The organism is Collimonas sp. GW821-FHT02H07 (assembly GCF_059421505.1).
Genome location: NZ_JBWKVC010000002.1, coordinates 438,294 through 455,824 on the forward strand (window position 1 = coordinate 438,294; position 17,531 = coordinate 455,824).

General features: G+C 57.4%; 15 protein-coding genes, 1 tRNA gene and 2 pseudogenes. 9 read left to right on the top strand and 9 right to left on the bottom strand.

Translation table 11 applies throughout. The features are described 5' to 3' along the window. Window positions 1-97: 97 nt before the first annotated feature. Window positions 98-301 (top strand): transcription antiterminator/RNA stability regulator CspE, encoded by a 204-nt coding sequence (gene cspE, locus AC07V8_RS05165; protein ID WP_009665919.1) that lies wholly within the window; start codon window positions 98-100, stop codon window positions 299-301. Window positions 302-443: 142 nt separating this feature from the next. Here the strand turns inward: cspE and icd are convergent, their stop codons facing one another. Then, on the bottom strand, window positions 444-1,697 hold the full coding sequence (gene icd, locus AC07V8_RS05170; RefSeq protein WP_494677585.1) for an NADP-dependent isocitrate dehydrogenase: 1,254 nt from the start codon (window positions 1,695-1,697) through the stop codon (window positions 444-446). A gap of 139 nt (window positions 1,698-1,836) precedes the next feature. On the opposite strand from icd, the gene AC07V8_RS05175 reads away from it, so the two are divergent. From AC07V8_RS05175 to AC07V8_RS05185, 3 genes are all read left to right on the top strand, one after another. Next, window positions 1,837-2,406, top strand: a complete 570-nt coding sequence (locus AC07V8_RS05175) for a pseudouridine synthase (protein WP_494677586.1) — start codon at window positions 1,837-1,839, stop codon at window positions 2,404-2,406. A 153-nt stretch (window positions 2,407-2,559) separates the two neighbouring features. After that, window positions 2,560-2,781: a hypothetical protein gene (locus AC07V8_RS05180; protein ID WP_494677587.1), complete on the top strand. Its 222-nt coding sequence runs from the start codon at window positions 2,560-2,562 to the stop codon at window positions 2,779-2,781. Window positions 2,782-2,919: 138 nt separating this feature from the next. After that, window positions 2,920-3,375: a DUF192 domain-containing protein gene (locus tag AC07V8_RS05185; protein WP_494677588.1), complete on the top strand. Its 456-nt coding sequence runs from the start codon at window positions 2,920-2,922 to the stop codon at window positions 3,373-3,375. Between the two features lie 156 nt (window positions 3,376-3,531). Here AC07V8_RS05185 and rpsT read toward each other — a convergent pair whose 3' ends face one another. Beyond that, window positions 3,532-3,801 carry a 30S ribosomal protein S20 gene (gene rpsT, locus AC07V8_RS05190; protein ID WP_038486574.1) on the bottom strand — a complete coding sequence of 90 codons (270 nt, stop codon included), beginning with the start codon at window positions 3,799-3,801 and terminating at the stop codon, window positions 3,532-3,534. A gap of 324 nt (window positions 3,802-4,125) precedes the next feature. On the opposite strand from rpsT, the gene murJ reads away from it, so the two are divergent. Together murJ and AC07V8_RS05200 are read left to right on the top strand one after the other, a co-directional pair. Beyond that, complete coding sequence (gene murJ, locus AC07V8_RS05195; protein WP_494677589.1) at window positions 4,126-5,676, top strand: murein biosynthesis integral membrane protein MurJ; 1,551 nt, start codon at window positions 4,126-4,128, stop codon at window positions 5,674-5,676. A 46-nt stretch (window positions 5,677-5,722) separates the two neighbouring features. Next, complete coding sequence (locus tag AC07V8_RS05200) at window positions 5,723-6,574, top strand: SirB1 family protein (protein WP_494677590.1); 852 nt, start codon at window positions 5,723-5,725, stop codon at window positions 6,572-6,574. An 11-nt stretch (window positions 6,575-6,585) separates the two neighbouring features. On the opposite strand, the pseudogene AC07V8_RS05205 reads toward AC07V8_RS05200, so the two are convergent. Together AC07V8_RS05205 and AC07V8_RS05210 are read right to left on the bottom strand one after the other, a co-directional pair. Continuing rightward, window positions 6,586-7,170: pseudogene (locus AC07V8_RS05205) on the bottom strand (GNAT family N-acetyltransferase). 25 nt (window positions 7,171-7,195) lie between these two features. Then, complete coding sequence (locus tag AC07V8_RS05210) at window positions 7,196-9,103, bottom strand: ATP-binding cassette domain-containing protein (protein ID WP_494677591.1); 1,908 nt, start codon at window positions 9,101-9,103, stop codon at window positions 7,196-7,198. A gap of 421 nt (window positions 9,104-9,524) precedes the next feature. Between AC07V8_RS05210 and AC07V8_RS05215 the strand changes: the two genes are divergently transcribed. Continuing rightward, entirely contained in the window at window positions 9,525-10,289 is a 765-nt protein-coding gene (locus AC07V8_RS05215; protein WP_494677592.1) for an MHYT domain-containing protein, read from the top strand. A gap of 17 nt (window positions 10,290-10,306) precedes the next feature. On the opposite strand, the gene AC07V8_RS05220 is transcribed toward AC07V8_RS05215, so the two are convergent. Then, a complete protein-coding gene (locus AC07V8_RS05220) occupies window positions 10,307-11,302 on the bottom strand; it encodes a hypothetical protein (RefSeq protein ID WP_494677593.1) in 996 nt (331 codons plus the stop codon). Window positions 11,303-11,565: 263 nt separating this feature from the next. Next, window positions 11,566-14,037: a S9 family peptidase gene (locus tag AC07V8_RS05225; RefSeq protein ID WP_494677594.1), complete on the bottom strand. Its 2,472-nt coding sequence runs from the start codon at window positions 14,035-14,037 to the stop codon at window positions 11,566-11,568. Between the two features lie 248 nt (window positions 14,038-14,285). Here AC07V8_RS05225 and AC07V8_RS05230 point away from each other — a divergent pair, with 248 nt between their 5' ends. After that, complete coding sequence (locus tag AC07V8_RS05230) at window positions 14,286-14,912, top strand: LysE family translocator (RefSeq protein WP_494677595.1); 627 nt, start codon at window positions 14,286-14,288, stop codon at window positions 14,910-14,912. Window positions 14,913-14,939: 27 nt separating this feature from the next. On the opposite strand, the pseudogene AC07V8_RS05235 reads toward AC07V8_RS05230, so the two are convergent. After that, window positions 14,940-15,065 (bottom strand): annotated as a pseudogene (locus AC07V8_RS05235) (GDCCVxC domain-containing (seleno)protein); the annotation flags it as partial. Window positions 15,066-15,665: 600 nt separating this feature from the next. Here AC07V8_RS05235 and AC07V8_RS05240 point away from each other — a divergent pair. Further along, complete coding sequence (locus AC07V8_RS05240; protein ID WP_494677596.1) at window positions 15,666-16,226, top strand: phasin family protein; 561 nt, start codon at window positions 15,666-15,668, stop codon at window positions 16,224-16,226. Between the two features lie 403 nt (window positions 16,227-16,629). Here AC07V8_RS05240 and AC07V8_RS05245 read toward each other — a convergent pair whose 3' ends face one another. Beyond that, entirely contained in the window at window positions 16,630-16,992 is a 363-nt protein-coding gene (locus tag AC07V8_RS05245) for a hypothetical protein (RefSeq protein ID WP_494677597.1), read from the bottom strand. A gap of 421 nt (window positions 16,993-17,413) precedes the next feature. Next, window positions 17,414-17,488 (bottom strand) — tRNA-Arg (locus AC07V8_RS05250). Window positions 17,489-17,531: the final 43 nt, after the last annotated feature.

Below are 17,531 nucleotides of genomic sequence, written 5' to 3' on the forward strand. Positions count from 1 at the left end.
TTAATAGAAGTGAGCAAGTTCTAGAAGGGGCAGCGTTACGCGAAGCTTCTTGCTTTTACGGCTCGTGTGATTGTTATTATTTGAAAGACGCTATTTTATGGCAACAGGTACAGTCAAGTGGTTCAACGATTCTAAGGGCTTCGGCTTTATCACTCCGGATGACGGCGGTGAAGATTTGTTTGCACACTTTTCCGCAATCCAGATGAACGGCTTCAAGACCCTCAAAGAAGGTCAAAAAGTCCAGTTCGAAGTCACGCAAGGCCCTAAAGGCAAGCAAGCTTCTAACATCCAAGCTCCGTAATATCGTTTTTGCGATATTCAGCAGTTTTTGTGAAAAACCTCACCGCGGTGAGGTTTTTTTATGGCCTTCTGTTAGCGCTAACCGGAAGGCCGGCGTGAAAAAAGCCAGAACAAGTTCTGGCTTTTTTGTTTGACTTGCAGGCTTACATGTTTTCGATCAGGACGTCGCCGAAACCTGAGCAGGAAACCTGGGTCGCACCTTCCATCAGGCGTGCAAAGTCGTAAGTGACCTTTTTCGAGGCGATCGATTTTTGCATCGCGGCTATGATCAGGTCGGCCGCTTCCAGCCATCCCAGGTGACGCAGCATCATTTCCGCCGACAGGATCAGCGAACCCGGGTTCACATAATCCTTGCCAGCGTATTTCGGCGCTGTGCCATGGGTTGCTTCGAACATCGCCACCGAATCCGACAGGTTGGCGCCCGGCGCGATGCCGATGCCGCCGACCTGCGCCGCCAGCGCGTCGGAAATATAGTCGCCGTTCAGATTGAGGGTAGCGATGACGCTGTATTCATTCGGGCGCAACAGGATTTGTTGCAGGAATGCATCAGCGATCGAATCCTTGACGATGATGTCGCGGCCGGTCTTCGGATTCTTGAATTTCGCCCAAGGACCGCCATCGATCAGCTCAGCGCCGAATTCCTTTTGCGCCAGGGCATAAGCCCAGTCGCGGAAGCCGCCTTCGGTGAACTTCATGATGTTGCCCTTGTGGACAATGGTCACGGATGGCTTGTCGTTGTCGATCGCATACTGGATTGCCTTGCGCACCAGGCGCTCGGTGCCTTCGCGCGAGACCGGCTTGATGCCGATGCCGGAAGTATTGGGGAAACGGATCTTCTTGACGCCCATTTCCTTGACCAGGAATTCGATCAGCTTCTTGGCGCCGTCGCTGCCTTCCTGCCATTCGATGCCGGCGTAGATATCTTCCGAGTTTTCACGGAAGATCACCATGTCGGTCTTTTCCGGCTCACGCACCGGCGAAGGCACGCCCTTGAAGTAACGCACCGGACGCAGGCAAACGTACAGGTCCAGCTCCTGGCGCAGCGCCACGTTGAGCGAACGGATGCCGCCGCCGACCGGGGTCGTCAGCGGGCCTTTGATCGACACCACGTAATCCCTGACCGCCGCCAAGGTTTCTTCCGGCAGCCAGACGTCGGGACCGTACACCTTGGTCGATTTTTCGCCGGCAAACACTTCCATCCAGCTGATCTTGCGCTTGCCGCCGTACGCCTTGGCGACAGCAGCATCGACTACCTTGATCATGACCGGGCTGATATCCACGCCGGTGCCGTCGCCTTCAATGAAAGGAATGATCGGATTGTCGGGGACGTTGATCGAATAATCAGCGTTAACAGTGATTTTCTTGCCTTCAGCAGGCACTTTGATATGTTGAGACATCAGTATCTCCGGAATTAGTACGTGAAATGCTACTGGACGATTTCTGTATCGCGATAGGTCTTATATAAGACATAAGACAAGCGTGTTCTATTATGCACTAGTATTTTACTAGTCGCTATGTTTTTGCGACACTAGCGGCATGCCTCTCATCCTATTCAATAAGCCGTTCCAAGTCATGTGCCAGTTCTCGGCGCATCCCAGCCGTCCTACCCTCGCCGACTATATCGATATCCCGGATATTTATCCCGCCGGGCGCCTCGATGCCGACAGCGAGGGCCTGCTTTTGCTGACCGACGACGGTCAGCTGCAACATCATATTAGTCATCCGGCGCTGAAACAGCCAAAGACTTATCTGGCGCAGGTCGAAGGCATCGCCGATGCGGCGCAGCTGGCGCGCTTGCGCAGCGGCGTCGATCTCGGCGATTTTGTCACCCTGCCGTGCCAGGCGCGCCAAGTGGAAGCGCCGGACTGGCTGTGGCCGCGCGATCCACCGATCCGCGAACGCCATGACAAGCCAACCAGCTGGCTGGCGCTGACCCTGACCGAAGGAAAAAACCGCCAGGTGCGGCGCATGACCGCGGCGGTCGGTCTGCCGACCTTGCGGCTGGTGCGGGTCGCGATCGGCCAGGTATCGCTGCAAAGCCATCCGCTGTGGCCGGGCGAGGCCATGGAAATCGATCCGGGCGAATTGAGCAACTTGAAAAAATAAGAGAGGGAGATTGCGGATACGCCGCTGATACAATTTGATACAGATATCTGCGTAATTTAAAAAAGCCTGTCAACCATCCGCTTCCGAGCGTCGTTATTCGCAGTGATTCAAGTGAATCATGATTGATTAACTCGCTAAAGAATGGATACCAAAATGAACAAACTGATCGCTGCTCTGGTTGCTGGCCTGTTCGCTACTTCCGTATTCGCTGCTGACACAGCCCCAGCTGCTCCTGCAGCACCTGCTGCCGCTGCTGCAGAAGCATCGGCTCCAGCTGCCAAGAAGACTACTCACCACGTCAAGAAGGCCAAGAAAGCTGCTAAAGCAAAGGCTGAAAAAGCTGAAGCGCCAGCTGCTGACGCTCCTGCCAAGTAATTCCGGCATCAGCTTTACGAGAAAGGCAGGCCAGTCCTGCCTTTTTTACGTCCTGAAACAATTAAATCCCCGCACCGCCACCCCTCCCCCGATTTAGCTCTCTGTATAATCTCCCTACCCTAAAGGAGCTTTACCGACATGAGAAAAATCCGCGCCGTTTCCCTCGCAGCAATCACCGCAAGTCTTGCCCTTATCGCCGCCCTGCCGGCCACAGCGCAGGAAAGCCAGCAGCAACTCCCCACCACTCCGCTGAATATCGGCATCCACGTCATCAAGGCGGAAGTTGCGCGCAGCGAAGACCAGCGCGAACAAGGTCTGATGTTCCGCAAGCGGATGGGCAGCAACGAAGGCATGGTATTCGTGTTCGACACGCCAGCCGGCATCTGCATGTGGATGAAGAACACGCTGATCCCGCTGTCGGTTGCCTTCATCGATAAGAAAGGCGCGATCCTGAATGTCGAGGAAATGAAAGCGCAGACGCTGGATTCGCATTGCGCCCAGGGGGCGGCATCCTATGCGCTGGAAATGAACAAGGGCTGGTTCAAGGACAAGAACATCAAGCCGGGCACTGTGATCGAAGGCTTGCCACAGTAAGCAAGCGGGCCAGGCGGCGGTCCGGCCGCCTGCCTGAAGCGGCAGAATCGAAAAAATCAAACAGAAAAACCCTGCATAAGATGACTTATGCAGGGTTTTTCTTGATCCAGCAACAAGCTAGTAAAATCCGCCGGCAGGCCGGCGGCTAAATACTAATTAAGCAGCCAGCGCTTTCAGAGCAGCGTTCAGACGGCTCTTATGGCGTGCAGCCTTGTTCTTGTGGATGATCTTTTTGTCCGCGATACGGTCGATGACCGATACGGATTTTTGCAGAACCAGCGCTGCTGCAGCTTTGTCGCCGCCGGCATCGATTGCCTTGCGGGCAGCTTTGATCGCTGTACGCAGGGTCGAACGCTGACTGGAATTGTGCAGGTTTTGCTGAACTGCTTGACGAGCACGCTTACGTGCTTGTGCGGTATTTGCCATTTATATTTCCTAAAACGAGGTCGGGAATGCTTACGCGGCAAACCTGACCGCGGCGCAGAATTCTGTAAAGCCACGGATTATAACCAGTTTTTGCGAAACAGGCAAATACCTCTTGCATCGAAAGCAATTCTGTCGCAAGAAAGCACACATGGCGGAATGACCATCCTGCATCAAGCCAGCAGCGGGAACATTCCGGAGCGCAGCTTATCACAGCCGGCACCCCACCACAGCACACCACCCCACAGAATGATGATCAAAACAACAACGCATCCGATTCCCGAGAAAGCTGCGGCAGTCGATGGGCTCCAGCTATAATGCCGCTCCATGAACTTGCATAAAACGCTTGCCACCGTCTCTGGCATGACCATGGTGTCGCGTGTGACGGGCCTGATTCGCGAAATTCTGTACGCGCGCGCCTTCGGCGCCGACGGCTATACCGACGCCTTCGCCATCGCTTTCCGCATCCCCAACCTGTTGCGCCGGCTGTTTGCCGAAGGGGCTTTTTCGCAAGCCTTCGTGCCTATCCTGGGTGAATACAAGAACCAGAAAGGCGAAGTCGCCACCAAGCAGCTGGTCGACCACGTCGCCACTGTGCTGACCTGGGCCATGCTGGTCACCTGCATCATCGGCATCCTCGCCACGCCGGCGCTGGTGTATTTCATTGCCCCCGGCCTGGGCGACAACAAGGATGTGCTGGGCGCCTCGATCTTCATGACGCGCGTCATGTTTCCCTACATCGGCTTCATGTCCTTCGTGGCGCTGGCCGGCGGCGTCTTGAACACTTGGCATGAATTCAAGATCCCGGCCTTCACCTCGGTCCTGCTGAACCTGGCCTTCATTGTCGCTTCGCTGTTCGTCGCGCCCTATATGCAGCATCCGATTTACGCCATGGCGTTCGCGGTGCTGGTAGGCGGCATATTGCAGGTGGCGATCCAGCTGCCGGCGCTGATCAAGGTCGGCATGCTGCCGCGGCTGGCGATGAATCCCATGACCGGCTTGCGCGACCTTGGCGTGCAACGGGTGCTGAAGAAAATGGGGCCGGCGGTATTTGCCGTCTCGGCGGCGCAGATCAGCCTGCTGATCAACACCAATATCGCCTCGCGCCTGGGCCACGGCAGCGTGTCGCTGCTGACCTATGGCGATCGCCTGATGGAATTTCCGACCGCCCTGCTGGGCGTCGCGCTGGGCACCATCTTGCTGCCCAGCCTGTCGAAAGCGAATGCCGACAAGGACCTCACCGAATATTCGTCGCTGCTGGACTGGGGCCTGCGCCTGACTTTCCTGCTGGCGTTGCCGTCCGCGGTCGGGCTGGCGACCTTGTCGGTGCCGCTCACCTCCACCCTGTTCCAGCACGGTAAATTCGACGCCGCTTCGGTTGCCGTCACCAGTCAGGTGCTGATCGCCTACGGCGTCGGCCTGATCGGCCTGATCGTGGTGAAGATCCTGGCGCCGGGCTTCTACGCCAAGCAGGATATCCGGACCCCGGTCAAGATCGCCGTCGGCGTCCTCATCGCCACCCAGCTGATGAACTACATCTTCGTGCCGATCTTCGCGGTGGCCGGATTGGCGCTGTCGATCAGCATCGGCGCCTGCCTGAACGCAGGCTTCCTGCTGTGGAGCCTGATGCGGCGCGGCATCTACAAGCCGGACGCCGGCTGGATCCGCTACTTCCTGCGCCTGCTGGGCGCCCTGTTCCTGATGGCTGGCGTCGCCCTCTGGAGCTCGCAGCAATTTGACTGGACCGGACCGCACACCAGTTCGCTGATGCGGATCGGCGCCCTGTTTGCCGTGATGGCGGCCTGCGGAGCGACTTACTTCGGGGCACTGCTGGCCATGGGATTCCGTTTCCAGGATTTCAAGCGGATTGCACGCTAGGCCGGCGCTCTTGATTTGGTCGTGACAGTCCACTAGGATAGGGGCTATGACGATCACATCTCTGGAATACTTTACCTCGCTGGTGCAGCACGCCAGCGATGTTCCCTTGTTCGAGGCAGCACTGGCGATTGCCCAGGATGTCTATCCCCAGCTGGATTTCGACGCTCCGCAAAACGAGATGGACCGGCTGGCCAACACCTTGCGCCAGCGCCTGGCGGCAGACACCACCGCTATCCAGAAACTACGTTCGCTGAATCACTTTTTCTATCAGGAATTGGGATTCGCGATCAACGTCAATCATTATTACGATACCGACAACAGCTACCTGCACCGAGTCATCGCCAAGCGGCGCGGCATTCCGATCTCGCTGGCGCTGATCTATATCGAGCTGGCGCAGCAGGTTGGATTGCCGGTGCAAGGGGTTTCGTTCCCCGGCCATTTCCTGATGAAACTGACGGTGCCGTCGGGCGACATCATGATCGACCCCGCCAACGGCGCCAGCCTGTCGCGCGAAGAGCTGGAAGAACGGCTGGAGCCTTATCTGCCGACCAGCAACGATGAAGAAAGAGCGGCCAGCAGGCTGTCGCTGATCAGCTATCTGCAAGTGGCCCATCCGCATGACATCCTGGTGCGCGTGCTGCGCAACCTGAAAGCGATTTATCAACAAGGCAATCACTGGCGACGGCTGCTGGAAGTGCAGCAACGGATCCTGATCCTGCTGCCAGGCGACCCTGTCGAGCGGCGCGACCGCGGGCAGGCCTTTGCGCAACTGGATTGTCCGCAAGCCGCTCTGGAAGATCTGGAATATTATCTGGCGCAGCGGCCGCATGCAGCTGATGCAGCGCTCTTGCGCCAGCAGGTGATCGACTTGCGCGAAGCCAGCCGGCGCCTGAATTAGTTCGACTTGATTTAACTCGGTTTAAATTCTGCCGCGCCCGCCGCCGGCCACTCGCTGCGCAGCAGCGACAAATGCAGCATGTCGTGATACTGGCCGCGCCAGTATCCTGCCTGACGCGCGCATCCTTCATCGACAAAGCCAAGCTGGCGCAACAGTTTGAGCGATGCCAGATTATCGGGATGGACCATGGCCTCAATGCGATTCAGCGCCATGTGCTGAAAGCCCCAGCTCATCACGGCAGACAAGGTTTCCCGCATATAGCCCTGTCCCTGCGCGTACGCCGCCAGCTCATAACCGATCATGCATTTGCGTCATGCCGGGTTCCATTTGAACAAGCCGCAGGTGCCAAGCAAGCCAGGCTGCCGGCGGGACTGGATCGCCCAGCGCGTGCCCGGATTCTCATCCAGGCGCCAGCTGGCGAATTTCCTGATCAAGCCTTGCGCCGCGGCCAGATCCGGCAGTGGATCGGTACCGAACCAACGCATCAGTTCGGGATTGCCATGAATCGCGAAGATAGCTTCGGCGTCTTGCTCGACCGTCTCGCGCAACAACAGGCGCTCGGTGTAAATCACTGGAAATTCATACTCTCCACTCATCGCCGCTCTGCCCCGTCTTGCTGCATCAGCCCTTGCTGCGCGCCTCGATCACTTCCCACTTTTCCAGGCTCTCCAACAGCAAGCCGTCGATTTCCGCGAAACGCTCGTTGAGACGCTTCACTTCTTCCGGCTTCTGCTTGTACAGATCGGGATCTTCCAGCTGGCCGGTAATCGTCTTTTGTTCTGCTTCAAGCTTGGCGATCAGCACAGGCAGCTCTTCCAGTTCGCGCTGCTCCTTGTAGCTCAGCTTTTTCTGCTTGGCTGCCGGCGCGGCCGGCTCAGCTGCCTTCACTTCGGTTTTCGCTTCGCTCTTGGCCTTGGCGATCACCGCCGACTGGCTGGGGCGCACGCGTTCCCAATCCGTATAGCCGCCGACATATTCACGCCACATGCCGTCGCCCTCGGCGGCGATCACCTGCGTCACCACGTTGTCGAGGAAGGTGCGGTCATGGCTGACCAGGAATACGGTGCCGTTATAGTCTTCCAGCAGTTCTTCCAGCAATTCCAGCGTATCGATATCCAGATCGTTGGTCGGTTCGTCCAGCACCAGCACATTGGCCGGCTTGGCGAACAGACGCGCCAGCAGCAGGCGGTTGCGTTCGCCGCCGGAAAGCGACTTGACCGGCGAGCGCGCGCGTTCCGGCGCGAACAGGAAATCGTTCAGGTAAGTCATGACATGCTTGCGCTGGCCGTTGATCTCGACCCAGTCGCTGCCCGGCGCGATGGTGTCGGCCAGGCTGGCGTCTTCGTTCAGCTGCGCGCGCATCTGGTCGAAATACGCGATCTGCAATTTGGTGCCTTGCTTGACCGTGCCGCTGTCCGGCTGGTCTTCGCCCAGGATCAGTTTCAGCAAAGTGGTCTTGCCGGCGCCGTTCTGGCCGATCAGCCCAACCTTGTCGCCGCGCAGGATGGTAGCGGTGAAATTATTCACGATCACCTTGCTGCCGTAAGCCTTGTTGACGTCGGTCAGCTCGGCGACGATCTTGCCGGAGCGCTCGCCGGAAGAGACATCCAGCTTGACCTGGCCTTGCTGGTCGCGCCGTGCGCTGCGCGCCAGGCGCAAAGCTTCCAGGCGGCGTACGCGGCCTTCGTCGCGGGTGCGGCGCGCTTGCACGCCTTTGCGGATCCAGATTTCTTCCTGCGCCAGGAATTTGTCGAACTTGGCATTCTCGACTTCTTCGTTTTCCAGCTGCTCGGCCTTGCGCACCTGGTAGGCAGTGAAATTACCGGGGAAGGACAAGATGCGGCCGCGATCCAGTTCGATGATGCGGGTGGCGACGTTATCCAGGAAACTGCGGTCATGGGTGATGAACAGCACGCTGCCCTTGTAGTCGCGCAGCAAACCTTCCAGCCACATGATCGAGCTGAAATCCAGATGGTTGGTCGGCTCGTCCAGCAGCAGGACGTCAGGCGTGCTGACCAGGGCGCAAGCCAGCGCCACGCGCTTTTGCATACCGCCGGAGAGCTGGCCCATCAGCAGGGTCTTGTCGAGGTTGAGGCGGTCCAGCGTGGTTTCGACCTTGTTGGTCAGACTCCAGGCGTCGGCGGCATCCAGCTTGCTCTGGATCTCATGCATGCGCTCCATGATGGCGTCGTCGTTGTCGCCGCCGAACTGGCCGGTGAGCGCATCGTATTCGTTCAGCAGCGCCTGCATCTCGCCCATGCCGGCAGCGACGGCATCGAATACCGACATGTCCGATTCAAAATGCGGTTCCTGGTCGACGTAGGCAATCTTGATCCCCTGCTGCATCACCATCAGGCCGTCGTCCAGCCTGGAGACGCCGGCAATGGTTTTCAGCAGCGACGATTTGCCGGTGCCGTTACGGCCGATCAGACCGACCCGCTCCCCTGCTTCCAGAGAAAATTCCGCGCGGTCCAGCAACGCGACATGACCAAATGCGAGTTGCGCATTGGAGATAGAAATGACAGCCATAATTTGGATGAGACCAGAAAAAGAAAGACCTGCGGCGCGCGGAAGCGGGCGACACGCAGTCAATTGGATGAATGAGCCGTACATTGTACCTATACTGGCGCGCCTGGTTATACATTTGTCGCTTTCATCCCTTCCTGCCGGCGCTATTTCAACAGAAAAACACAGAGCAAACCCGCGTAGCCGACTTCTGTCCGGCTGCCATTCTTTTCCAACAATACGTTACCAAATTATTTCTCCGCATGTATTGTCACCGAGAAACTTAAGCCCTATATTATTTCTACGTGGAAATATGTATCCGATAGAGATATAGGCCATGGCGCAGCACGCATTACTTAAATTAAAAACAATATAGCTGCAAAAACAATGGCAAGAGACGCAGCCATGCGCCGCTTGCCGCTCATATTCAAACAGGGAGAAAACCATGGATCCATTGCTAGGCCAGTTATTGACGCCCAGGTATGACGCTGCGCTGGTGTTGCTGTCGTACCTGATTTCATTCTGGGGCGCGCTGCTGGCGCTGCAATGCGCCAAATCCATGTTCCGCAAAGACGGCACGCTGGACCTCGGCATGACTGTCTGCGCCGCCGCCTCGCTGGGCGGCATCGGCATCTGGTCCATGCATTTCCTTGCCATGCAGGCTTATCGCCTGTCCGTCCCGATAGCCTACGATGTCTGGCTCACTGCGGCATCGCTGCTGGCCGCCATCCTGATTTCCGGCATTGCGCTGTATCTGGCCGGCAGCCACGGCAAGTTCAAGATCGGCGGCTGGCTGGCAGGCAGCCTGCTGGCAGGCGTGGGCGTATGCGTCATGCACTACATGGGCATGTATGCAATGAACCTGCGCGCCACCATGTCGTTGAATCTCACCACGGTCGCGATCTCGATGGTGATCGCCATCGTCGCCGCCAGCGCCGCGCTGTGGCTGGCCTTTAACCTGCGCCAGCTGTTGCACAGGATAGCGGCGGCGCTGGTGATGGCGCTCGCGGTATGCAGTATGCACTATGTCGGCATGTACGCCGCCAACATGGTCTGCACCACCGACGCCCCGTTGATCCCGCTGAAAATCGGCGGCAACTATCTCGATGTTTCTGTCTATGCCGTCGCCGGCATGCTCTCCCTGTGCATCTTCTGGGTGGTGCTGGGACGCAGCATGGATGACAACAAGCTGGCCGAAACCTTGCACTGAGAATCAGAAAACCAGCCTTAGAGATCAAAGCGTTTCATGACGCCGACCGTCATCAGGTCGGCGTCGTTTTTATTCCTGAAGGTGACCGCGCGCCCGAAACTGGCAAAGCCTTTCAGGTTGCTGCCAAGGTCGCGCCCAACCTGCAAGGTGATCAGGCCGTTGACTCGCCAATCGCCGCCATCCCTTTTATTGGTCGCCAGATAAGGGCCGGCGCCGGCGCTGATATCCCAATGCTCGGTAATCGGCTGCACATACCAGCCTTGCATCGCCACGCCCTTGCGATTCACTCTTACCCCGTCGTCGCCTTCCTCTATGCCGGAAAGCGACGCGGCCCATTGCCCGTAATATTTTTTTGCTTCAAGCGCGTAACTGAAACGTTTCCCCGGTCCCGATTGATTGGTCTGCGCAAAACCTCCCAGCGCAGCAAGCCACAATGAATGGTCGGCTGCTGCATCAGGCGCGCTCACATGCGCGGCGCCGAGTTCCTTGCCGATGCCAAGCAGTAAGGCATCCGAGGAAGGCGCTCCGGGCGTGAGCACGTGGTTATACGCCAGCCGTATGCTCAGCCCGGGCGAATATTGATCCAGCCGGCCGAGCAGCGCCACAGACAGCAAAGCTCCCAGGCGCGCATCATCGTGCTCGGTGCCGTTAACCGTGGTTCTGTTCATGCTGAAATAGGGACCGGCGCCGAGTTCCAGGCCGAAATGCGGCTGCAGGTTTTTCCGGTACACCGCCTGCAGGGCATAACCGTCGCGATGATTATTGTCGGGATGGCCTTCGTTGTAATACACATAATCGAGCCGCATCGTATCGCCTGCCGGCATGCGTCCGAAGAAATCGACATTCTGTCCGAACCTGATTTCCGCCGCGCGCCAGCGCATGGGTTTCTGGCCATCCATGCTGGTGCCGTAGAGGATGCCGTTGCCGAGCGCGACCGAGGCATAGCTGCCGTCGCGGTCCGGCGCCCCATCGGTTGCGGCGGAAGTTTCTGCCGCGCGGATAAAGGGAGGCAAGCAAAGCAGCGTACACGCCAGTGCTAGCTTGTGAAATCTTCTATTTTTATCAGACATGTGGCTTCCTCATATAAAGAACGTCCTTCTGTGACGATCAAATTACGCGACCCGACGATGCAAGTCTATCTATATGAGTCAATCACGCCGAATTTGTTTCATGTCGTTTTTGCATTCCAATTTCAATAATGCATGTCAAAACAACATGGCACAGATGGGAAACAGGGACGCCAAGCATCCCTGTTTTTTATTGCCACAATATCGCCTCAGGGTTGAACTGCGGGCTTGCCCGGCCCGATATAAGTTTCCAGCCAGCGGTTCGATTCGGCCAGCATCTGCATGATCGATTCGCGTGCGCGATAGGCATGCGCTTCGTTCGGCAGCATTACCAAACGCGCTGTCCCGCCCAAACCCTTGATGGCCGCATACATGCGCTCGCTCTGCACCGGGAAGGTGCCGGGATTGTTGTCCTGCTCGCCGTGAATCATCAGCAAGGCATCCTTGATCTGATCGGCATAGTTGAACGGCGACATGGCTTGGTAGACGTCCCTGGCTTGCCAGTAATTGCGTTCCTCGGCCTGAAAGCCGAACGGCGTCAGCGTACGGTTGTAGGCGCCGCTGCGGGCGATGCCAGCCTTGAACAAACGCGTATGCGCCAGCAAATTGGCAGTCATGAAGGCGCCGTAGGAATGGCCGCCGACCGCAATGCGGTCGCGGTCGGCGACGCCCAGTCGCACAACTGCATCCACCGCCGCCTCGGCGCTGGCGACCAGCTGCGCCACGTAAGTGTCGTTCGGCTCCTTGCTGCCTTCGCCGACGATCGGCACCGAAAACTCATCGAACACGGCGTAGCCCATGGCCAGGAAAGCCTGCGGCCGCCAGAAACCGATACGATTGAAACGATACGGTGAATCGGTGGTCTGGCTGGCCGCTTCGGCCGATTTGAATTCGGCCGGATAAGCCCACATCAGCATCGGCAGCGGACCATCGCGCTTGGCATCGTAGTTGGGCGGCAAGAACAAGGTGCCGGTCAGCTCCACGCCATCCTTGCGCTTGTAGCGGATCAGCTGCTTGCTGACGCCTTGCAGCTGCGGCGTCGGATGCGGGAAATGCGTCAACGCGCGCGGCGCCGACTGCACATCCGCGCCGAGCTCGCGCACGAAAAAATTGCCGGGTTCCGTAGGCGACTCGCGCGCTGTCAGCAGCCGCCGGCCGCTATCGTCCAGCAGCACCTGCGGCGCTTCGTAATACGGCGCCTGTGAGTGGAACAGACGCGTGGCCTGCAGCGTTTGCAAGCTGACCTTGTCGAGGAAAGGCCGGTCGCCTTCCGGCGATGCGCCGCTGCCGATGCGGAAAATGCTGTCGCCGTCAGCGCTGACAAGCAGGCGCGTTTCGCCATGCTCATCGCGCACCATGACCGGCCTGCCGGGATCCTTGTAGCGGTCTTCCGAAGAACCTTCGCGTATCAGTTGCGGCGCCCGCTCCAGATGGTCCGGCGCGATGCGCCATTCCTTGACCTGCCGGCTCTTCCACCAGTACTCGCTCAGCAGCGCCAGCTCGCCATTGCCCCAGTAGATGCCGGCATAGCGCGAATTCAGACGCGCCAGCGTCTGCGGCGCCTGCTCGAACGGCGCCGCCTGCATCAGCACCAGATCGCGGACCTCCGCCTGGCGCGCCGGATCGCCGCCATCCTGCGCCTCAGCCCAAACCAGGGTGGCCGGCGCATCGTTGCGCCAGTCGATTCTGCGGATGCCGGTAGGCACGGCGTCGTTGCCGGTCGGCAGGCCTTCCACCAGCGGCAGGCTGGCGATTTGCTTGACCAGCTTGCCGCTGCGGTCCAGCACCTCGATCCGGCGCGGAAAACTGGTTACCGGCACCTGATAGGAAAACGGCCGCTCGATGCGCTGGCGCAGTACATAACGGCTATCCGGCGACGGCTCCAGCGCCAGCGTCAACGCCGGCTCGCCCAGCTTGACGACCTTGCCATCCAGGTCGATCAGCGCTGCCTGCGCGCGCAAATAATGCTCAAGCGTGAGCGCATCGTCCTCGTTCTTCAACAGATCCTGATAAGTAGGATTGCTCTTGACGCCCGCTCCCGCCAGCGTCATCTGCGTATTCGGGCCGCGCGGAATGCCGTCCGACAGCGGCGCAGCACCTTCCACCCGCAGTTGCACCAGCAGCTGCCGGCTGTCCGGCATCCAGCGATAGCCGTTTCCTGCGACCGTATTCAAGGACAGCTTGGTCAAGCGATGCGCGCGGCGCGCGGCGACATCGACCAGCCACAGCTCATTGGCGCCAGCCTTGGCGTCGACCTGATTGAAAGCGATGTAGCGCTGATCCGGCGACCAGCTTGAACTGGCGATAGACAGCGGCTGCGGCAAACCCTGCAGACGGATTTCCTTGCCGCTGGCGATATCCAGCAACTGCAGATCGCTGCCAAAAGAAAAGCGGCTTTGCGCATAGGTGCGCGGGTTGATGCGCAAGCCCGCCAGTTTCAACTCGGGCTGGGCGACGGCGTCGATGCCGGGCAAGGACGGCGTCTGCGTCAATGCCAGCAGGTCGCGCCGCGGACTCACCGACAACTGCGGCGGCAGCGGCGCATCCACCACGGCTTGCAGAGGCAGCGGCGGCAGTTCATAGCCGCCTGCTGTTTTGGCCGGAGTTTGCGCCATGATCGCTGGCGGCTGCGCCACCAGCAGGGAACCGATGAGGGCGAGACCTTTGGAAGACAATTTCATATCGATGGCTATGTGGGTTAATGCGATGAAGGAATGTAATAGGCCGGATCAAATGCGATGTGACGCCAGCGCTGGACTGGCGGCTGGCAAAACGCCGGATCGCCCATTATGACCGAACTTTTCCAAATGACAACAGCGGCACTCCATCTGCCAGAAAGACGTTGGCGTGCCGAACGTCCGTTCCGGTCAAAGGCTTCAATCTGGGTATACTGCCCTGTCCTCTCAAAAATCCCTATCGGAGAAATACCGTGCTCCTCAAGACCTGGCTGCTATTCGTCACTACCGTATTCTTCATTTCGGCCACGCCAGGCCCCAATATGCTGCTGGCCATGACCCATGGCATCCATCATGGCGTGCGGCGGACGGTCGCGACCTGTCTTGGGCTCATGTGCGGGCTGGGATTGATCATGATCTGCTCGGTCGCCGGCCTGGGTGTCCTGCTGGCGACCTCGGAAAAATTATTCTCGATCGTGAAATATGCAGGCGCCGCCTACCTGGTCTACCTGGGCATCAAAACCTGGCGCACCATGCCGCAGCAATTGCAAGAAAGCCCCGAAGGCGGCGGCAAGCACCAGCCCTGGACAATGTTTCGCACCGGCTTCTGGGTGGCCTTGAGCAATCCGAAGGCGTTCATTTTCTTCGCCGCCTTGTTTCCGCAATTCATAGACGCCAAGCTGTCCCAAGGCCCCCAGCTCGCTATCCTGTCGGCGACGTTTTTCGTGATTGAAGCGTGCTGGCAGTTCGCCTATGCCAGCGGCGGCGCCCGGCTGTCAGGCTGGCTCAGCAGCGCGCGGCGCCTGAAGCTGGTCAATCAGGTATCGGGCGGCGCCTTCGTTGGGGCTGGCGTGCTGCTGTCGGCGATTTCGCGCTCTTAAACACTAACTAGTCAGTGTTTTGAAAAACTACCCGCAACATCCGCGCTGCCGCTGAATCGGCGGACACGTCACCGAACCGAACGAACAAAACACGCAGCAGTCTCCTGGATTTGGACGCAGCAACACCCTGCATTGACTGCACTCGTATGCGCCTGAACAAGGTTCCCCTGCTTTGAAAAAAAACAGGCTCCTCCGATGCGACATGCGGCTGATCTCCCCTGTAGAACTTGTCAGTTTCCGGGGCAGAAAAATTTCCCTATATTGCTTCACAGGGATTCTGTTTCAACGATATGCGATGTATTGATTTCAGACATTTATTTATGCATGCAACTCGATGCTCAACGCCCTGTCTGTCTTGAGTCTCATCCGACTCACACTATAATTTTTCAGTGCACTGCGAACTTCGAGCATTCCATCTGAAGGATGCGTGGCCGGGCATGTCAGCTCTCGCCGGAACGATGTTTCACAATATTGGAGCTGTATGTCAATCGCAAGCATATCTCCCAAAATCTCCTGATCGAACAGGAGAGAACACATCATTTTTAGCGGCCGTCGCTCACCGACTATTCGAACTGAATTTGGCGACAAAATAGCGCTGTGACACCAAGGCTTTCGTGCCGGTTATGAGACGTTTTTTTGTGCTGGATATGTCTTGTGTGAATCCATTTTTCAACAAGAAATTTGCATGACCGCAAATGATGTGTTGGCAGCATCATGATTGCACGTCGGCATTTATCAATCGAGGAGAAATCCATGTCCTATTTCCCAGAACAACTTGCTTCCGTGATCAAGAGCAATGCGGAAGCGCAGCATGCGATCACGGTTGAACTCAAAGACAAGCTCATTAAACACTTCGATGAATTTGCGAAACTGAACGTCGATGCCGTCAAAGCAGCCGTGACGGAATCTTCCTCCGATATAAAAGAAATTCTGCAGGCAAACGATGCACAAGAGCTTTTTCTACTGAGCGCAATGCACATGAAGCGCGACATCCAAAATGCCGTCTTTTATGGCGTGCAGACAGCCCGCATTATCGCCGCAGCGCAGATCGAACTTAACCAGGCAGCGATGGCCAAAGCCGCTGAAACCAGCCAGAACGGAACCGCGCTGCTGACAGCATTGACCAAGAATTTCCCAGTCAACGCCGATAAGCTCTTCACCGTCATGACCTCCTCAATGGAGGCGTTCGAAGCAGCAAACGAATTCGTCAAGCAGATGGGCGATGGAGCGGCCGCCGGGGCCTCATCAATACCCGGCACGCGCCACGCCTCCCGGAAGAGGAGCGATCACCAAGCCGCCGACATTCATCACTAAACAACATCGGACAAATTGCAAAAAAATGCCCGCCAACTTTTCAGCGGCGGGCAAAAGGTACATCAGGGATGGGGATACCGTCATGGAGCATGACGGAGCCAGTATAGAGCGGGATCAGTTCAACAACATTAAGATAACGTTAAGATAGGCTAAGGAAAACGACGAGAAACGTTTCCAGATACCAAGGATTACTCCTCCGCCACCTGCAACAGTCAACGTCCGATGCGCCTAAGCGTCTCCTGTCCCTTCTGGTACCGGCCCAGATTCGGATTCTGGTGACCAGGATGAGGATTGTTTTTACCAAAAGCCGACTATCAGGAAAGTTGTATTGCACAAAGCCGCCGCCACTACTTAGGAATCCTTGACAGGATTCGACTTTCAGGGAAAAACACAGAGACTCAGGCTAAGAATGGCCTATCGCCAACTGAAATTTCTGGAACATAGCGGCTATCTGTGTTGAGTCGACAGATTTCATATGTGGAGGAATGCGAGTCATCCGTATCAGCAAAGCTGCATCATGCAACGTTTTCCTGTAAGACGTCATGCTGTCATCCGCGCGGTCGGCCAACGTCGTCAAACCATCTTTGAATGCCAGCAAAAAGGCATCGGGGTCGCGTGGCTTGTCCTTGGACAGGTGATGAAAAACGTTATCGATGACAGCATCAACTGCAAGTTGGACACTGACGCCATACAGCGTCAACGTCGCCAGCCCCAAAATCTTGTTGAGACTGTCCTTCAGAAATGGATCGTTGGCGTAGGTTTTCATGGGTCCGATTGCGGGCAGCGCTGTGGTAGAGGATGAAAACCATCCTAGATATCCGTGTGCAACTTGTCCATGAGCAATTGCCGCATTTAACGATTGTTTTCAAAAACACGGATTCCATCCCCCGACATGTGTCTTTTTCCGGCCACTCCCGACCGGGGATATTGGTTCAGCTATGCTCGCCTTGCTACGCCTGTATCCGGGTGACGCAACGTTGGGTTGTACTGGCGAGGGACAGCTGCCCGTACGGTGGAATGTCAGACTAAGACGTATCGCCCGTCGCCGCGTCTTTTTGCCTTGAATGGCAACAGCAAAAGGCGGGAAATTATGGGTTTCGCGGAATTCACGGGGGACTAGAAATCGACGATGAGCCTTTAATTGCGCGACTCACGACCGACTATGGGGAAATTAAAGAAAAGGGACTTGGTCCCGCCAACAGGAATCGGACCTGTATCTAGCGCTTAGGAGGCACTCGTTCTATCCATTGAACTATGGCGAGACAACGCGCAGCCTGGATCGGCTGCGGCGAAATTGTATCAGAG

What these genes read in the sequence shown, in the direction of transcription:
- AC07V8_RS05175 (WP_494677586.1), top strand. Translation starts at nt 1,837, where the DNA reads ATGCCTCTCATCCTATTCAATAAGCCGTTCCAAGTCATGTGCCAGTTC.
- icd (WP_494677585.1), bottom strand. Translation starts at nt 1,697, where the DNA reads ATGTCTCAACATATCAAAGTGCCTGCTGAAGGCAAGAAAATCACTGTT.
- AC07V8_RS05200 (WP_494677590.1), top strand. Translation starts at nt 5,723, where the DNA reads ATGACGATCACATCTCTGGAATACTTTACCTCGCTGGTGCAGCACGCC.
- AC07V8_RS05210 (WP_494677591.1), bottom strand. Translation starts at nt 9,103, where the DNA reads ATGGCTGTCATTTCTATCTCCAATGCGCAACTCGCATTTGGTCATGTC.
- rpsT (WP_038486574.1), bottom strand. Translation starts at nt 3,801, where the DNA reads ATGGCAAATACCGCACAAGCACGTAAGCGTGCTCGTCAAGCAGTTCAG.
- AC07V8_RS05225 (WP_494677594.1), bottom strand. Translation starts at nt 14,037, where the DNA reads ATGAAATTGTCTTCCAAAGGTCTCGCCCTCATCGGTTCCCTGCTGGTG.
- AC07V8_RS05215 (WP_494677592.1), top strand. Translation starts at nt 9,525, where the DNA reads ATGGATCCATTGCTAGGCCAGTTATTGACGCCCAGGTATGACGCTGCG.
- AC07V8_RS05240 (WP_494677596.1), top strand. Translation starts at nt 15,666, where the DNA reads ATGTCCTATTTCCCAGAACAACTTGCTTCCGTGATCAAGAGCAATGCG.
- AC07V8_RS05185 (WP_494677588.1), top strand. Translation starts at nt 2,920, where the DNA reads ATGAGAAAAATCCGCGCCGTTTCCCTCGCAGCAATCACCGCAAGTCTT.
- AC07V8_RS05245 (WP_494677597.1), bottom strand. Translation starts at nt 16,992, where the DNA reads ATGAAAACCTACGCCAACGATCCATTTCTGAAGGACAGTCTCAACAAG.
- AC07V8_RS05180 (WP_494677587.1), top strand. Translation starts at nt 2,560, where the DNA reads ATGAACAAACTGATCGCTGCTCTGGTTGCTGGCCTGTTCGCTACTTCC.
- cspE (WP_009665919.1), top strand. Translation starts at nt 98, where the DNA reads ATGGCAACAGGTACAGTCAAGTGGTTCAACGATTCTAAGGGCTTCGGC.
- murJ (WP_494677589.1), top strand. Translation starts at nt 4,126, where the DNA reads ATGAACTTGCATAAAACGCTTGCCACCGTCTCTGGCATGACCATGGTG.